Origin of the sequence: Paenibacillus sp. NRS-1782, assembly GCF_050467685.1 — a bacterium.
Lineage (GTDB): Bacteria > Bacillota > Bacilli > Paenibacillales > Paenibacillaceae > Paenibacillus > Paenibacillus terrae_A.
This window is the reverse complement of record NZ_JBITPH010000061.1, coordinates 1-16,820: the sequence shown is the minus strand read 5'-3', so window position 1 is coordinate 16,820 and position 16,820 is coordinate 1. Positions and strand designations below refer to the sequence as shown.

Genomic DNA, 16,820 nt, shown 5'->3' with positions numbered 1-16,820 from the left:
ATTACAGAAGAAGAATTTATAGCCATTGACCAGCTTAATAAAAAATCTTTCAAGTAGCTATAACATGGGCAGAAATGGACTTGATGATGTGCCGAAAGCATTATACCATGTGACCGTATAAAGAAGATATCGAAGGGAGAAATAGCTATGGCCCAAGCCGCAACCGCAAAAAAAGTCGTCGTTGTTCCCATTAAAACGATGGACATCGTAGAAGGAATTCAATCGATTCAAAAGAAGAAAGTCGCTGCCTATTGCCGGGTTAGTACCGATTCCGAGGAGCAAAAGGAGAGCTATACCAATCAGGTGAATTACTATACTCAATACATTCAAAACAACTTGGAGTGGGAAATGGCTGATATCTATGCCGATGAAGGCATCACCGGTACCAGCACCAAAAATAGAACACAATTTAATCGGATGATACAGGATGCTCGAAACGGTAAACTGGATCTGATTCTAGTGAAATCTATTTCGAGATTTGCGAGAAATACACTGGATTTATTGAAATATGTACGGGAACTCAAAAGTCTCGGAGTCGCCGTATTCTTTGAACGGGAGAACATTAATACACTGGATACCACAGGCGAAGTATTGCTGACCATTCTGAGTTCCCTTGCCCAAGACGAAAGTCGGAATATTTCTGAAAACAGCCGATGGGGCATATTACGTGGATTTCAAAACGGCAAAGTCTTCTGCAACACGACTCGTTTCCTCGGCTACGATAAGGATGAACAGGGTGAATTGGTGATTAACGAGCCAGAAGCGGAGATTGTGCGGCGCATATACGAGGAGTATTTGGATGGCAAAAGCTATCAGGCGATAGCCAGAGGATTGATGCGAGATCACATTAAAACAGTCACGGGTGGCGATACGTGGTGGGATTCCTCCATTACCTTAATTCTGACCAATGAGAAATATTATGGAGCCTTGCTGCAACAAAAGACGGTAACGGTAGATTTTCTAACCCACAAACGAATCAGGAATAAAGGACAGGAGCAGCAATATTTAATTGAGGACAACCATGAACCGATTGTCTCGAAGGAACTATTTGAAGCGGTGCAAAAGGAAAAGGAACGGAGGGCCAAGCTGAAAGGGAGTGTGATGGGGGATAGTAAAAGATACTCCAGTAAATATGCACTCAGTAGCAAAGTATATTGTGGATGCTGCGGAGCTATTTTTAAACGGCGAACCTGGAACAGCAATAACCCATCCAAAAAAGTGGTATGGCAATGCAAAACGTATGTCAATGAAGGTAGGGCAGCATGTGATGCCAAATCAGTCGATGAACAAGTTTTACATTCCGCGTTTGTACGAGTATTTAATCGGATGTATGAGAATAAGAAAAGATTGATTAAAACGCTGAAAGCCAATATTGAATCGGTACTTTCCAGCAGAGTAGAGCAAGAACAGCTATTGGATATCGAAGGGCAGATGCAACAATTGAAATCCGACTTGAAGGAATTAGTGAATCTCAAGCTACGAAATCAGATTGACGAGATCGTATATGATGAAGAAACGGCTAGACTTTCCAGTGAGCTAAACGAGCTACGACAACAGAAGCTGACACTAGAGGAAAAGAATGAGCAGAAAGCGAAAATCAAGGAGCGAGTCGATGAAATCATCCAAGTACTAAGCACACAGCAGGATATACTGGAAAAATTTGATGATAACCTATTTAATGCGTTGGTGGAGAAGATAACCATTCTCTCACCAGCGCATTTTGTTTTTACCTTGAAAAGTGGAATGAGCATAGACGAAATACTGGACTAGAGAAACCATAGGATAACATTATCAGTAGGCTAACGAGTAAATGTGGGTTGTATGGCGGGAAGGATCAATCGAATCCCGTCTTTTACTCCTTCCATATAGATGGATTGTTTGTCCTGACTTAGTTGATAGCCTATTGCTTCTTCCCATTCCGATAGCAGACGTTGAATATCTTCAGTTTGGTTGCTTTTGAACTGCTCGATTTGAACGAGCAAACTTTCATCTTCTGGCAAACATGAAGCGTTTTGTTCACTGGCTAGTTCTAACTGATAAAACCGCTGGCGTAATGCTTCTTGAAACCAATCTGGCCAATTTGACATGGTATGTTTCCCCTCCCGTGGTTTGAGTGTGTGTATGGTAACTCTGATGGGGAGGGATGGCAAGTCATTGTTTTTCATTCAGGAAATTTACAGGCTCAATAATCAAGATTAAATCGAACAGTTGACAATTAAGGTACTTGCTAGCCTATACTATTTTTTAATTTTGTATAAAAATCCAATATATTGGCTTGATCAGGCAGTCCAGCAACTTGAGCATCTCCCAATTCAAGAATAATCCAAGATCCACCTTCCGTTTTTGCAATATCCATTGTAAAGAAACGGCTTTTTATTCTTTTAGCAATCTCTAAAAACGGGGATAGATCAGGAGGAAGGTTGTCATACTGACCTTCGTCCCAATATTCTGAAATGAAGATGGCTTCTCCATCTAAAAAGAAAATTCTAAATTCTTTAGATAATGGCATATTACTTAGAGAGTGGTAGGTTAAGAATTCTAGTTTAATATATTTTCTAAATACGATCCCTTCATTTAACTCATCATTCTGTAATTCTAAAAATCTGTTAACCACCTGATATACTTTTTTCTTATCTGAAGCATCTGGAATAAAACATGCTTCATTCCATTCATGTTTTCGGGATTTCACAAAATCCTTGATAATAATCGGTGCTTGACTAAAAATCTTTACTTTCTCATAAATCTTATCGAACGAGTCGTCAATATCCGACTTGTCTAACCAAACTGTTAATGGTGTAAGGTCTTGAATTAATTCGTAAGATTCAGGTAAGTGGTGGCAATGGATATAATTTTCTGGCGTATTAATTAGATCTAATTTTTTTGATTTCATTGCATTATAAAGTAACTGATAATTGTAGGCTTTTAACATCCAACCTCTAAATATTACTGTTTCTTTTTCTGAAACCTTTTTTAAATTTTGAATAGCAGATTGCGGATTGTTATTAAGTATAAGCTCTTCAAGATTAATAAGGCCTACTTCAAGCCCTAATTGCTTAGCATACTTATACTCCATTTCGTAGTTTTCATCTACTTTGCGCTCATTTAAAGGACTACTGCCAAAAATAATTTGCATAAGCCACTCCTTAAAAGAAGACCACAGAGGGAATATAAGTTTCCTGTGGCCTTGATTTTCTATTTAATGTTAAGCAAAAAAGGTCTCGTCGGGAAATGACTCCCCTTTTTTTATTATACTGGTCAAACGTTTTGCCGCATAAGTAAAATAATGATTTGCAGTGGACTCGGGAATAGCTGGTATGGATTCCAATTCATTAAACATCCTTGTTTTTTTATTAAATTCAATTCTTCCGGTTTTCTCTTCATTAGGTCCAAAACGATAAATGACAACATTTTCATCTTCTAATTCCTTGAATAAAAGTACATATGCACTCATAAATATAAATTCTCCCTTTTATATTGATTTAAGGTTCCCAAGTACGTCCTGACTTTGGCGAGATTGTGGCATCATGAGCTGTTCCGTAGTCCATTTTAAAAATACCTTCCAACCTCGATTCGAAGATTTCATGTTCGAGAAGCCTGATGTCATTAGGTGTATGCTTACCGTCGATAAGTCTTTGCCAAGCCTGTGCCATTTCGTAATCTGGATGGAATTTTCCACTAGATCCATCTCTAAATGTATGTTCTTTATTGAATACGTGATCTTTGATCTTTTGAATACGTGATTCTTTCCATCCTGTATTTTTAGAAATGGATTGAACGTCTAAAGAGCTTTTTCTAAAAGAAGTATACATTTTTTCCGCAATCGCTTCTTGCTTCATAAATTCATCAAATGATAGAATTCGTCCACCTGTCGGGAGACTTTCATTTGGCATATTATTAAACTCATCAATCGGCTTGTTTACACCTGGACCACCTTTTGGGTTGGGCTTTACAGGTGGCTTCTCTACAATAGGTGGCTCGCTTGTTCTGGAATAAAATCCGCCAGATCTACCTGTACTTGCTCTGGCTCCTAAAAATCCATAAAACGCTTCTTCGGGTAAATCTTCTAAGCCTGTTCTCTCGGCGAAATCCCCCAATCCTTGCCCAATTACCCCTTGATTATAACGTTTTATTAAGGCATTCAACTTTTCGTCGTCCAATTCTAAGACATTAGCTGGGTCTACACCCATGGATCTCAAGGCGGGTTTTAACGTCTCAAGGGTTCGTATATCGAATCTTTTTGTTCGTTTGGTATTAGCAATTCGTTGTATAGCTGCTATTTTATTTGGATCTGTTAATTGTTCCAGATGAATTTTTCCTTGCATTGCTATTTCTGTTTGTAACGCTTGTTGGGCTTGCTTCATTTTAGCTTTATTCTGCCACCAGTTGCCTGCAAAATAATCATCTTGATTCCAAAATGAAGTATACTTATTAATTTGCTTTTCTCTCCATAGACGTTGTTTTTCTACATTATCTCGGAGCCATTTCTCCTGAATGTTTTTAGGAACTTGCTGATAGGCATGAGCCATAGCATTCGACTCTTTCAGCAGGTTCTGAATCAGCTCTAATGGGCCACCGGAATTCGCTACATGACGCGCACTCGTATATGCTTTTCCTAAAATCCACTTGCTATAGTAGGCTTGTCGTGCTTGCTCATGCTCATATTGACTGATTAGTCCTTGGAGTGCTAAGCCAGCCAAGTGTTTGAGCGGGTGCAACCCCGTTTCTTTACTGCCTCCAACCGTGGGCGTTCCCTTGCTACGAATAGGGATGGCTCCAGTTGCTTGTAACACCGTTGCCGCCACTTTACCTGCTGGCCCACCCACCGTATTCAACATCACACTGGCTACGTTCCCTACTGCTGGAATGGAGCCTAACATTTTGGATATCGTCCCCATCAAGGCATTGGCCTGTTGAAGCGCTGCTGGAGTCGTAATTTTTGCTTTAGGAGTAGGGGCTTGGCTGCTAGATGAATCCTTGGCTGCTGATTGGGCTGCTTCATATGCTTTTATACTCATCAATGGTGGCTCCGGCACAGGAGGGAGGTCAGCCACGAAAACAGGAGCTTTCACTGTCCCTTCCTGATATATCACTGGAGCTTTGGTATCCGTCTCACCATCCAGCACCATGCTACTTTCTCCACCTTTGAGATACAGCGCCGTTCCAGCTTCAAGCGACAGTTCCTTACCTGCATCGAGCTTCACATGACCACCCTGAATCTGCACATTCCCCGGACTGCTAACGGTAATGCCACCATCTTCATTTAGTGTAATTGAAAATCCATCCGAGGTGGACAGGGTCAGTTCTTGCTCAGACATTTCTACGCCGCTACCTTGCACATGTTGCCATACCTTCACATTCGGCTGTCCATTTGTGTGGCGTTGTTGTCGTAGCGAATCCGTTACATAGGCATCCTGTTCGCGGTGTGTAGGCAGATACAGTTCAACCTGTTCCCCGATTTCAGGCATATCGTACCATCCACTGTGTTCTTCTGCGACATATCGAGTCGCCACGGGAAACCAGCAGGCTTTGGCAGGATCTTGCTTCGGGTCGATGTCCAGTTGAAGCTGTACGAAATCCTGCTGTACCTTGAGCACCGTTCCTGTCAGCGAAATCCCAGTGGCCTGGTCGTTTTCATAACGGGCATAGCGAATATTCTGTTCGGTTTGGAGATCATAACGGGTACGCAGTAAGCCATCGGCTAACGTGGTCACTGCTCGAACTACGACCAATTCTTTGCCTTGTCCAATGGGTAACGTGATGAGGTCACCCAGCGCATAATATTGCAAACTTTCAATTGTATAGGTGACATACGAGCCAGCACGTTGTTCTCCGGGCTTTTCCGCATCCAGCTCATGAAACGTTTTTCGTACCCGATAAAACACATCCCGTTCCACTTTGTGCTGCTTACCTTCTGGCATCCCGAAGAAAACCTTGGGTGAGGCTGCGGTTACCTCTGGCACAAGTACGGAACCAAAGCGAGAAGCGAGACGTTTTAAAAACGCCCAATCGGTCTCTTCATATTGTAAAACAAAAGTATCCAGCTTGGCATAATTAGTTACGGTATCAATAGCGTCTCCATACTCATATTTACGAACCATCGAGGTGACCAGATCATCATAAGTGCGGTGAATATCCTGATAGGAACGTTTTTTCAGCTTGATATCCATTTGATAGGAATGGGAAGCGGCCTCCAATTCAAAGGTGTATACTCCCCGTGTGCAATTCACAGACATTTGCGTAACGATTCCATGGAATAATCTTCTCAGCGATTGTCCCTGATCATCCAACTGACGAATCACAATCGGCTCTTGCTCCATATTTTGTCCGATGCATGCGGCTCCCTGTTCTTCGGAGAGCAACCCACTGATATGTAAAAAGGTATGATCATTAATGGCACGTGTTATTTGAAGTTGTTCTACATGTTGTGGCTGAAAGGGACCATAAAAGCGTAGGCTTTCATACCCGATCCCATCTGATAATAGGCTCAAGTGAGTTCGTAACTCCTTTCCAGATGTGATGGCTGATTACAAAAGTAAAGTGCAGCATTTTTAATTCGAGTCTGACGAATAGAAGACATGGATGAGTGCAACTTTGAGTCAAGACCCGTATGTATCACTGAGTTTGTTGGGTACAAAGTTACGAGATGTGATATTTAAATAACAGTCCAGCATATGTATATATCGGTTAATAGAGAGATTTAGTTTACAGAATGACCCATTCGTTGGGTTATTTTCAATGTGTAATACTGGAAGCAGGAGATATGGGAGGAGGGAAAGCTGAAAGTGATTTTGAGCAATTGTCTTTCAAAGTCAGGAACTGAGCTGATTTAATTGTGATTATGGATTCGGGTAAATTGGAATTAGTGGGATTGATAGAAGTGAAGGGGAATCATCTAGAAAAAGGGGTGTTGTGAGAAGGAGTGGCTTTTGATATTATAGGTAATATATATAATAAAAAGGAATATATCCCTTTCGCTGTCTCGACACATGTGGAGTGCGTGGTAGTAATATATCGAGATAAGAAGCAGTGATGTACAGGGTATAAGAGCAATTTGATTATGTTCCTGCATTCAAAAAAATGCTTTAGGGTTGAGTTTTGGGACATATTTCATTTTCATACATAAGGCATGTGGAGTGCTGTTCACTATTGGTCAGGAAAGACTAATAGTTGAGGTGTATTGGCGTATACAGCAACGGAGCAACAATTGTCATTACAGGTAGAGACTTGTGGAGGCGGTTGTATCGCTCTCCGCAAAACACATGATACCAATAAGGTAGATATGATTGAGAATGCCTTAAAGCACTTTCAAGTAATTTAATATTGGCTACGAAAACAAAAAGTTGTTTGCTCTTCAAGAGGGTAGGCAACTTTTTCTATATAAAATTTACTATCACACTATCACTATGATTTCTACATAAAAAAACGTAATTTTTTAAAATTAATAAAGTTATCGCTTGCATTTTCAAAAACAATCTTATAAGATACAAGTATAAATAATAAAAATTAATTTTAGAAAGGCACGGATTTTAATGAGGAGATTAGAAAACGTAGTAGAGTTCGTGAGTGGTTCACCACAATTTAGGATTAAAGAAGCGCCTGATGATAAAGCGCCACTTTATACCTATTATGGACAATCAGAAATTGAAGATGATTTGGTTGGAATTGATTCTAATGGTAGTGATCGTAAGCAAGTACGAACCTTTGATAAGGTGAGTACGCTATGTCAAGGTGATGTTGCTTTTAGTTTGATTTCGGGAAAATCTACTATAGTTGGTGTGAATCATCAGGGATATCTATACACGCAAAACTACGTTAAGTTAGTACCGAATGAAAAGGTTGATTCAAATTATCTTGTTTACTTACTTAATGAAGATAAATTCATAAAAAAACAGCTTCAAACAGGATTACAGGGGTCTCAAGTTCTAAAATACACGCTGAAACAAATGAAAGAGCTTGAATTATTTAACTTGCCAAAAATAGAAATACAGCGGATTATCGGTGAACTTTATTTCAACCAATTACGGTTGGAGGCATTAAGAAAAAGAGTTTCAAATTTGGAAACGGCTATAGTATTGGAAAACTTGAGGAGGCAAGCAATACATGAATGAGAATCAATTTGAGACCGAATTAATTCAATACCTTACGAGCGGCACAATTGCACAACCTGAACATCTTGAAGGGATAAGCAATTTTGTGGTCAACGAATCCAATGTGGATTACATAGTGAAGACGAAACGGTGGAAATATGAATCGAAGATTAAAACGACCGAACAACTCTGGGATAACTTCAAGGCAATCCTGGAACAACACAATCAGAACACGCTTGACCATCCTTTAAGTGTTGTGGAATTTAATCAGGTTAAGAAAATAATATCTGACATTCAGACGCCTTATGAAGCTGGGCAGTTTTTGTATGGCTTAAACGGAGTGTCGCAAATCGAGATTGATTTAGACGATGGACGCCATGTATTCCTTACTGTTTTTGATCAAAAACAAATAGGGGCTGGGGATACCGTTTATCAAGTGGTCAATCAAATTAGAAGACCAGCAGTTATCGCAGGAAAACAAAATCGCTGTTTCGACACGACTCTATTGATTAACGGTCTGCCAATCATTCAAATTGAGGAAAAGCGTGATACCCGTGATGTCAATGAAGCACTCAATCAAATGCATCAATATGCTGATGAAAATCAATATCGTGATATTTTCTCAACTTTGCAAATTTTAGTAGCCATAACACCAAGCAATGTGAAGTATATGGCAAATACTACGCCAGATAAATTTAATAAGGATTTTGCTTTTAACTGGCAACGCAAAAGTGACAATACCATCGTGCGCAACTGGAAAGAATTCGCAGATTCCATGCTTTCTATTCCAATGGCACACCAAATGGCTACCAACTATATGATTTTGGACGGAACAAAGAACAAACAAATGTTGAAAGTGATGCGTCCGTATCAAGTGTATGCGACACAGAATGTGATTGAGGGCTTGAAACGTTCAGATTTTGAGCTTGGTACCCATAAAATCGGTTATATCTGGCATACAACCGGAGCAGGTAAAACGATCACAAGCTTCAAAACAGCATGGCTGGCAAGCCGTATGCCGAAGGTGGACAAGGTTGTCTTTGTTGTGGATCGAATCGCTTTAACCAAGCAAACCAATGAAAATTATAAAGCCTATGATCCTGACGCGACGGAAGACACATTGGGCAGCGTTCAAAATACAGACAATACGACTGATTTGAGTCGAAAGCTTAAAAGTAAAGACAATAGTATCGTTGTCACTTCTGTTCAAAAACTAGATACTTTGGTGAAACGCAAAACCTTTAAAGCTCCAGATAAGAATATTGTGTTTATAGTGGACGAAGCCCATCGTTCAACAGGCGGTGACTCATTCAGGAATATCCAAACAGCTTTTAAGAAATCCGCTTGGGTGGGCTATACGGGAACACCGATGTTTGATGAAACGACCACTGGTCTTCGAACAGAAAATATTTTTGGTCCGCTATTACATGCTTATACGATTCGTGAAGCCATTGCTGATCGTAATGTTTTAGGATTCAAAGTTGATTTTGAGACCACCATTGATGAAAAACAAATGAAAGAAAAATATCTTCCTGCGTTCTACCGTGAACGTTATCCCAAATGGAATGAAGAACGAATTCAAGAGAAAATCAACAATCTCTCCCAGGAAGATATGGATGATGCTGTTGAACCGAGTTTCTACGACGAAAATCCGGATCACGTCAAATTGGTGGTAGAAAACATTTTCAAAAACTGGCGTAATCGTTCGAATGAAGGAAAGTATAATGCTTTATTTACGACTCATGTGGGCGGCGGTAAAGCAAGTACGCCAATGGCGATGATGTATTTTAATGAGTTTCAACGTGTTAGCGAAGAAAAGAAAAAGGATGGCAGACAAACCTTAAAAGTTGCGGTGACATTTAGTCAAAATACATCGAATAACGATGGTATGCTTGCCGCCAATCAAGGTTTGTACGATGCCATTACAGCTTATAATGCTGAATTTGGCACATCTTTTGGGATGGATGATGTTTCTGGCTATACGCAAGACGTGACTTCACGTTTGAATAAATCAGCCACCGATCAAAATTTTCTTGATTTGGTTATTGTAGTTGACCAATTATTGACGGGTTTTGACGCACCTGAGCTTAACACGCTTTATGTGGATCGAACCTTAAAAGGAGCCGGATTAATTCAAGCTTATTCCAGAACAAATCGCATTTCGGATATGCAAGATAAACCGTGGGGACGTGTGGTGAATTACCGCTGGCCTGCTCAAAATGAGAAGTTGATGAATAAAGCGCTTGCTGTTTATGCCAATAAAGACTCTGCCATTTTGTCTGAAGAAGATCAACGTGAATCTAATCAGGAAGACGGAATTATTGCCAAACCCTTTGAAGATGTATTTAATGAAGTGAAAGAAGTAGTTGAGAAGTTAAGTAACTTAACGACTGATTTTCAACAGTTACCTCCATCTGAAAAGAAAAAGGAAGAGATGCTTGATTTGCTCCGCGAATATAACAGAGGAATGGCCAAATTAAAGCAGTATGATCCAGATGAAGTTGATGGTGAACAAGTCGGATTTAACTATGATGATCCAGATGAGTTAGTGGAGAAGCTGGGGATGACTTCAGAGCAAGAAGTCATGTTGACAACCGTGTTAACCAATGAACTCAAGTCGCATATTGCGAAAGAGAAGAAAATCCCTGTGTATCAAATTGAACTGCGAATGACACATGTGAAAGATGTTAAAGTGGATTATGATTATCTGACTGAACTCGTGGAAAAATTATTGAACCAAGTTCACGAAGGTAAAGATCAAGAAGCCAAAGAGACGCAAGAAAAGATCAATCAATTTGCCAATGGGTTGGATGATCGAAGCTATGCAACCAAGATTGTGAATGCGGCTACTGCAATTATTAAAGGTTACTTCCCACTTGCAGGCTCTAATTTCGAATATCCTGTGAAGCTAAGTGACAGTGAAGAGATTATCCAGCAAGCGAACAATGTTAGCCTGGATCGCATGTTTCTTGACTTCCGAGTGAAGTGGGGAATCACGGATATTATTACAAGCGCTCAAATGCGAGAATTGTTTAGTCGCCATCGCTACGGCTTACAAGACTTGGATGATACAGGTCAAATCCGTGACATTATTGCCCAAGCTAGTTCTAATTATGCGCTACTAGCTCATGATGAAACAGTACAGTCCTTATCTAAAATGAAATATCGAAATAGTTTGCGCGACGCGATTTACGAACTGGCGGATGAATTGGTCAAAAGTTAACAAGGTCGAAACCGTTCAATCAGAGGGATAGATGGGAGATCATGATGAAAGAAATACAATTCTTAATGTATGATGCGGATGAAAAAGTGGTTAGTGCAGAAATTGCACATACCACTCAACACGGTGCAATAGAAGGAAAAACACAAACGAAACCAGTAAAATATTATAATTTAGATGCAATTATATCAGTTGGCTATCGTGTCAATTCACAAAAGGCAACAAAGTTCCGTATATGGGCAACGGATGTCTTGAAAGATTACATTCTTAAAGGTTTTAAAATTGATGTTGAACGTATGAAACAAGGTGAGCATGTTTTTGGCAAGGATTACTTCCGAGAGCTGATTGAAACCGTCCGTTCCATTCGAGCAAGTGAAAGGCGGATCTGGCAGCAAATATCGGATGTATTTGCGGAAATTTCATACGACTACGACAGGAACGCAGACGTCACGAAGAAGTTTTATGCGACCGTTCAAAACAAGTTTCATTATGCGATTACAGGCAAAACGGCGGCTGAAATCGTGTATGACAGTGCCGATAAAGACAAAGAACACATGGGGCGTACTTCCTGGAAGAACTCGCCCGATGGCCGGATCTTACAATCCGACGTATCCGTGGCGAAAAATTATCTATCAGAAAAAGAAATTCGCAGTCTGGAGCGTAACGTATCAGCTTATTTTGATTATGTTGAGCGTCTGCTCGAAGATGAGGTTTTATTGGGAATGCAAGACTTTGCGAAAAGCATTGATGAATTCTTAACATTCAATCGCTATGAAATCTTGGATGGAAATGGGCGCATTTCACAAAGTGCAGCTAAGGAGAAGGCTATTGGCGAGTATAAAGAATTTAACAAGCATCAAAAAAAAGTTTCTGATTTTGATCGAGTCATTAAGACCATACAGGGAGAGCAGTAATGAGCGAACATAAAGAAAATGCACCTAAATTAAGATTTCCTGGATTCACTGATGCTTGGGAACAGCGTAGGTTGGGAGATCTCGCAGAATTTTCAAAAGGGAGCGGTTATACGAAGAATGATTTAAGCGAAACCGGTTTGCCAATCGTTTTATATGGTCGTCTTTATACTAAGTACGAAACTGTAATTAATGATGTTGATACATTTGTAGAGTTGAAAGACAAATCTGTAATAAGTGAAGGAAATGAAGTTGTTGTCCCTGCATCTGGTGAAACAGCAGAAGATATCTCAAGAGCATCGGTAATTGGAAAATCGGGGCTTATACTTGGCGGGGACTTAAATATCATAAAGCCCAACCAAGAAATTGATCCTACATTTTTAGCTTTAACAATTTCAAACAGTACACAGCAAAAAGAAATGTCAAAACGTGCTCAAGGGAAATCTGTTGTTCATTTACAGAATTCTGATTTAAAAAAAGTGAACTTACTCTACCCTAAATTAGAAGAACAAAGGAAAATTGGGGAGTTATTTCTTCAAATAGACCACCTCATCACCCTTCATCAGCGTAAGTTAAATAACGTGAAAAATTTGAAGGCTGGTTTGCTTCAAAAAATATTTCCGAAAAATGGCGAAGATTTCCCTGAAGTTCGTTTCCCCGAATTCACTGACGCTTGGGAACAGCGTAAGCTTGGGGAAGTCGTTAATGTAACAACTGGAAAGCTGGACGCAAATGCAATGGTTGAGGACGGTAAATTTGATTTTTACACATCAGGTATTAAGAAATATCGAATAGATGTTCCTGCATTTGAAGGTCCCGCAATAACAATAGCAGGTAATGGAGCGACGGCTGGATATATGCACTTAGCAGATGGAAAATTCAACGCATATCAACGAACTTACGTGTTAACGGATTTTCAAGCCAATAGAGAATTTCTGTTTTCGGAAATAGGAAAAAGACTTCCCAAAAAAATTGCAGAGGAAGCAAGAACTGGGAACATTCCATACATCGTCATGGATATGTTGACTGAATTAAGCATCAATATACCGTCAAATCTCAATGAGCAGAAGTGTATCGGACAATATTTTTCCACCCTCGACCACCTCATCACCCTTCATCAGCGTAAGCTGGAACACTTGCAAGAACAGAAGAAAGCATTACTGCAACAAATGTTTATATAGGAGGAAAATAACAATATGAGCAATAATCTACAAACGATCACAACAAAACTGTGGGCGATGGCAAATGAGCTCCGTGGAAGCATGGATGCTTCAGAATATAAGAACTACATTTTAGCTTTTATGTTTTATCGTTATCTGTCAGAACATCAAGAACAGTATTTAGTTAAAAATAATGTGATTGATGTTACCGATGGTGAATCGATCAATAATGCCTATGTAGAACAAGCGAATGGTGACGATTTGAATGATTACTTAGAAGATATTTCTGCAAGTTTAGGTTATGCCATTGCACCACTTGATACTTGGGAGTCTTTAGTTCAAAAGATTGATAATAGCATGGTGATTCCAAGTGATTATCAAACTTTTTTTGATAATTTCAATAAGAATGCTGAATTAAACAAAGAAGCTGCGAAAGATTTTCGTGGTGTATTTAACGACGTCAATCTTGGAGACTCGCGTCTAGGTTCTTCTACCAATGAACGTGCGAAATCACTTAACCGAATTGTAAAGCTTGTGAATGGCATTGATTACAAAGGTGCAGACAACAAAGATATTCTAGGCGCCATCTATGAATACCTCATCGGTCTATTTGCAGCAAGTTCAGGTAAAAAAGGTGGAGAGTTCTACACGCCTCATGAAGTTTCTAAAGTTTTGGCTAAAATCGTAACAGACGGTCTAGAAGAATCGGATAATACTTTTTCGATATATGACCCGACTTGTGGATCTGGGTCATTGCTGTTAACGGTTCAAGGTGAGTTGCCTGGTGGAGATAAACCAGGGGCGATTAAATTTTATGGTCAAGAAAAGAATACGACAACCTACAACTTGGCTCGTATGAATCTGATGATGCATGGTGTTTCATTTAACAATATGACTCTCTCTAATGCTAACACACTTGAAAGCGATTGGCCTGATGGACTAGATGCAAAAGGAACTGACCACCCACGCTCATTTGATGCCGTGGTTGCGAATCCTCCTTATTCTGCTCATTGGGACAATAGCGAAACGAAACTAAAAGATCCACGTTTTAGGGAATATGGTAAACTCGCTCCTAGAACTAAAGCAGATTATGCATTCATTTTGCACAGCTTGTATCATCTGAATGATACTGGAACAATGGGAATTGTATTACCGCATGGCGTCTTGTTCCGTGGCGCAGCAGAAGGTACAATTCGTCAAACGATCATTGAGAAAAACTATCTTGATACAGTTATAGGGTTACCTGCTAACTTGTTTTACGGTGTATCCATCCCAACTACGATTTTAGTACTTAAAAAAAATCGTAAAACAAAAGACATCTTGTTTATCGATGCAAGCAATGAATTTGAAAAAGGTAAAAATCAAAATAAACTTACTGATGAAAACATTAACAAGATTATCGAAACTTACCGAAATCGTGTGGATGTTGATAAATATGCTCGCGTGGCATCACTTGAAGAAATCAAAGCAAACGAGTTTAACTTAAATATTCCTCGCTACGTGGATACGTTTGAAGAAGAGCAGGTCATTGACCTTGCCGAAGTGAATAAGCTATTAGAGCAAGACAAACAAGAAATCGCTGATCTTGAAGCTAAAATCAATGAACAGTTGAAAATTTTGGGTATTAATGTGTAGAAATTGACGAAAGGGTCAAGGATATTATTTCTCGACTCTTTTTTAGGCTTTCGCTTGGGAACAGCGTGAGGCTAAAGATATATTGAATCTGATAGTTGAGAAAGAACATGAGAAATTCCCTTTTTTGTCTGTGACTCAAGAGTCAGGTGTAGTTTACAGAGCAGAAGTTGGAATTGATATTGCTAGTCCTATCGAAAGGGCTATGTATGCGGCAACTACTATAAGCATGGTAAGCACGTTTGTAGTCAGCATAGCGTCAAGGAAAAAGAACTCAAAAGCGTAATCTTGGATGATATTCGTAACATGGCTGAATCCCTCAGTGAGAAGGAAGTCATGGGCGGGTAGAGTCCAATGCGGCGCAAGCAATAAAGCAGTCAGAGAAGCACTTCCAGTCTTTACAGGCAAGTGGTAGTACAGTGGAGAGTATTGTCCGATTGAAAAAGGAACTCAAGCAGTTTAAGAAGTTAATGAATGTAAGATACAGAGTGATTCAAATAAACTGCCTCATCTTTTAAAAAAGAAAGCCTGACAGTTGCAAATACTGGTAGTAGGCTTTGAGAACATAGGAGGATACATGTCCTGGAGCAAATTGAAGCAACATCTGGAGAGTTTCCTCTGTCCTGCGTTATATGGAAGGGTAGAATACCGGGCAACCAGTTACCGTTATTTACCTGATAAATCTGGAATTTGTTATATTGCCGTAGATAAAAAGAACGTACTCAATATGAGTGATATAACTAGCTCAATCAGATGGTATCAGTCGGAGCAGGAAATTAAGAATGATCCAAATATCCAAGTTCCTATCAACAATGAAGAAATTGAAGCGGTCAAAAAAGATACCAAGGGAATCGTTCCAGAGGATCGTCTAAAAGTAATTGCAAGAAGTAGAAAAACATCAGAATATGCAAAGGATCTTTTGTCAGCACAGGCCTCATTAAGTAAATCAAATTTTATCGCTGTTGCTAATAAGTTTTTATCTATTTCTATAGAGGAAAGCTTAGAGAGTAATGACATCTTATTGAATATTCTAGCTTTAGTGGACAGACGAGTTGGAAAAAAGCGAATATTAAACATGACAGAGAAGATGAAGTTAAAGCATCCAATTGTACAGTATTTTTATGAACTACGGCGTAATACGTTATGAAAATAAATAACTTTCATTGAAGAGCATCATTCCAAGAGATCCAAATCGCGATGAAGCAAGCCCAAAAACGTCGAATGTACGAACGATACCAGACGCTGTATTTGTATCTGCAAGGAACAGAAATAGAGCAAATAGCTCATACCATCAACCGAAGTGTAAAAACCGTAAAAGGTTACATTCAAGCGTATCAAATAGGTGGGCTTTCCGGTCTTCAAATGAATCATTCGCCAGGTGCGCCTGTTCGATTAACCTCGGAACAACAAGAAAAGCTGAAACAGACGATCGTGAATTCGGTTCCGCATGATGTAGGCTTTACGGCGCGGGACCATTGGACACTGGAGATTATTGCTGCCTTGATTAAGCGGGAGTTTGGCGTAATGCTTCCTGAAACCATTCTGGCCAATTTGACATTGTGTGCTTTCCCTCCCGTGGTTGAAGTGTGTGTATGTTAACTCTGATGGGGAGGGATGGCAAGTCATTGTTTTGAATAGAAGATAGATGTGTTTCATATTTCTTACACAGATTATACGACATGAACTTAAAAGTTAAAGATGATACAAACATTTGAGGGAGGCTATTTTCTCTATTTACCTACATAAAACTAAGTTCGATACAAAACAAAACAACTCCCGTAGCGACTTCTTGGCGTTAATTTTTTATTTT

Annotated in this window: 12 protein-coding genes and 1 pseudogene; 9 read left to right on the top strand and 4 right to left on the bottom strand. The window is 39.6% G+C overall.

Going from position 1 to position 16,820, the window contains the following annotated elements; genetic code table 11:
• The first annotated feature begins 147 nt into the window (after positions 1-147).
• Complete coding sequence (locus ACIFQM_RS22570; RefSeq protein WP_430066158.1) at positions 148-1,770, top strand: recombinase family protein; 1,623 nt, start codon at positions 148-150, stop codon at positions 1,768-1,770.
• A 29-nt stretch (positions 1,771-1,799) separates the two neighbouring features.
• Here ACIFQM_RS22570 and ACIFQM_RS22565 read toward each other — a convergent pair whose 3' ends face one another.
• The 4 genes from ACIFQM_RS22565 to ACIFQM_RS22550 form a co-directional block, all read right to left on the bottom strand.
• Entirely contained in the window at positions 1,800-2,087 is a 288-nt protein-coding gene (locus tag ACIFQM_RS22565) for a hypothetical protein (protein ID WP_430066156.1), read from the bottom strand.
• Positions 2,088-2,227: 140 nt separating this feature from the next.
• Positions 2,228-3,133, bottom strand: a complete 906-nt coding sequence (locus tag ACIFQM_RS22560; protein WP_430066154.1) for an ATP-grasp domain-containing protein — start codon at positions 3,131-3,133, stop codon at positions 2,228-2,230.
• A gap of 69 nt (positions 3,134-3,202) precedes the next feature.
• Positions 3,203-3,451 (bottom strand): hypothetical protein, encoded by a 249-nt coding sequence (locus tag ACIFQM_RS22555; RefSeq protein ID WP_430066152.1) that lies wholly within the window; start codon positions 3,449-3,451, stop codon positions 3,203-3,205.
• 28 nt (positions 3,452-3,479) lie between these two features.
• The gene (locus ACIFQM_RS22550; protein ID WP_430066150.1) at positions 3,480-6,488 is read right to left on the bottom strand and encodes a contractile injection system protein, VgrG/Pvc8 family; all 3,009 of its coding nucleotides are present in this window, start codon (positions 6,486-6,488) and stop codon (positions 3,480-3,482) included.
• Positions 6,489-7,559: 1,071 nt separating this feature from the next.
• Here ACIFQM_RS22550 and ACIFQM_RS22545 point away from each other — a divergent pair.
• From ACIFQM_RS22545 to ACIFQM_RS22510, 8 genes and pseudogenes are all read left to right on the top strand, one after another.
• Positions 7,560-8,108, top strand: a complete 549-nt coding sequence (locus ACIFQM_RS22545) for a restriction endonuclease subunit M (protein ID WP_430044424.1) — start codon at positions 7,560-7,562, stop codon at positions 8,106-8,108.
• A complete protein-coding gene (locus tag ACIFQM_RS22540) occupies positions 8,101-11,310 on the top strand; it encodes a type I restriction endonuclease subunit R (protein WP_430066148.1) in 3,210 nt (1,069 codons plus the stop codon). Before ACIFQM_RS22545 ends, ACIFQM_RS22540 begins: the two co-directional genes overlap by 8 nt.
• 41 nt (positions 11,311-11,351) lie before the next feature.
• On the top strand, positions 11,352-12,221 hold the full coding sequence (rhuM, locus tag ACIFQM_RS22535; RefSeq protein ID WP_430047594.1) for a RhuM family protein: 870 nt from the start codon (positions 11,352-11,354) through the stop codon (positions 12,219-12,221).
• Entirely contained in the window at positions 12,221-13,399 is a 1,179-nt protein-coding gene (locus ACIFQM_RS22530; protein WP_430044428.1) for a restriction endonuclease subunit S, read from the top strand. The genes rhuM and ACIFQM_RS22530 overlap by 1 nt, the downstream gene beginning before the upstream one ends.
• A 15-nt stretch (positions 13,400-13,414) precedes the next feature.
• The gene (locus ACIFQM_RS22525) at positions 13,415-15,013 is read left to right on the top strand and encodes a type I restriction-modification system subunit M (protein ID WP_430044430.1); all 1,599 of its coding nucleotides are present in this window, start codon (positions 13,415-13,417) and stop codon (positions 15,011-15,013) included.
• Positions 15,014-15,220: 207 nt separating this feature from the next.
• A pseudogene (locus ACIFQM_RS22520) lies at positions 15,221-15,358 on the top strand (hypothetical protein); the annotation flags it as partial.
• Between the two features lie 229 nt (positions 15,359-15,587).
• On the top strand, positions 15,588-16,157 hold the full coding sequence (locus tag ACIFQM_RS22515; RefSeq protein ID WP_430044432.1) for an SF0329 family protein: 570 nt from the start codon (positions 15,588-15,590) through the stop codon (positions 16,155-16,157).
• A 50-nt stretch (positions 16,158-16,207) separates the two neighbouring features.
• On the top strand, positions 16,208-16,609 hold the full coding sequence (locus tag ACIFQM_RS22510) for a helix-turn-helix domain-containing protein (protein ID WP_430066146.1): 402 nt from the start codon (positions 16,208-16,210) through the stop codon (positions 16,607-16,609).
• The last annotated feature ends 211 nt before the right edge of the window (positions 16,610-16,820 follow it).

What these genes read in the sequence shown, in the direction of transcription:
- ACIFQM_RS22570 (WP_430066158.1), top strand. Translation starts at nt 148, where the DNA reads ATGGCCCAAGCCGCAACCGCAAAAAAAGTCGTCGTTGTTCCCATTAAA.
- ACIFQM_RS22565 (WP_430066156.1), bottom strand. Translation starts at nt 2,087, where the DNA reads ATGTCAAATTGGCCAGATTGGTTTCAAGAAGCATTACGCCAGCGGTTT.
- ACIFQM_RS22560 (WP_430066154.1), bottom strand. Translation starts at nt 3,133, where the DNA reads ATGCAAATTATTTTTGGCAGTAGTCCTTTAAATGAGCGCAAAGTAGAT.
- ACIFQM_RS22555 (WP_430066152.1), bottom strand. Translation starts at nt 3,451, where the DNA reads ATGAGTGCATATGTACTTTTATTCAAGGAATTAGAAGATGAAAATGTT.
- ACIFQM_RS22540 (WP_430066148.1), top strand. Translation starts at nt 8,101, where the DNA reads ATGAATGAGAATCAATTTGAGACCGAATTAATTCAATACCTTACGAGC.
- rhuM (WP_430047594.1), top strand. Translation starts at nt 11,352, where the DNA reads ATGATGAAAGAAATACAATTCTTAATGTATGATGCGGATGAAAAAGTG.
- ACIFQM_RS22530 (WP_430044428.1), top strand. Translation starts at nt 12,221, where the DNA reads ATGAGCGAACATAAAGAAAATGCACCTAAATTAAGATTTCCTGGATTC.
- ACIFQM_RS22525 (WP_430044430.1), top strand. Translation starts at nt 13,415, where the DNA reads ATGAGCAATAATCTACAAACGATCACAACAAAACTGTGGGCGATGGCA.
- ACIFQM_RS22515 (WP_430044432.1), top strand. Translation starts at nt 15,588, where the DNA reads ATGTCCTGGAGCAAATTGAAGCAACATCTGGAGAGTTTCCTCTGTCCT.
- ACIFQM_RS22510 (WP_430066146.1), top strand. Translation starts at nt 16,208, where the DNA reads ATGAAGCAAGCCCAAAAACGTCGAATGTACGAACGATACCAGACGCTG.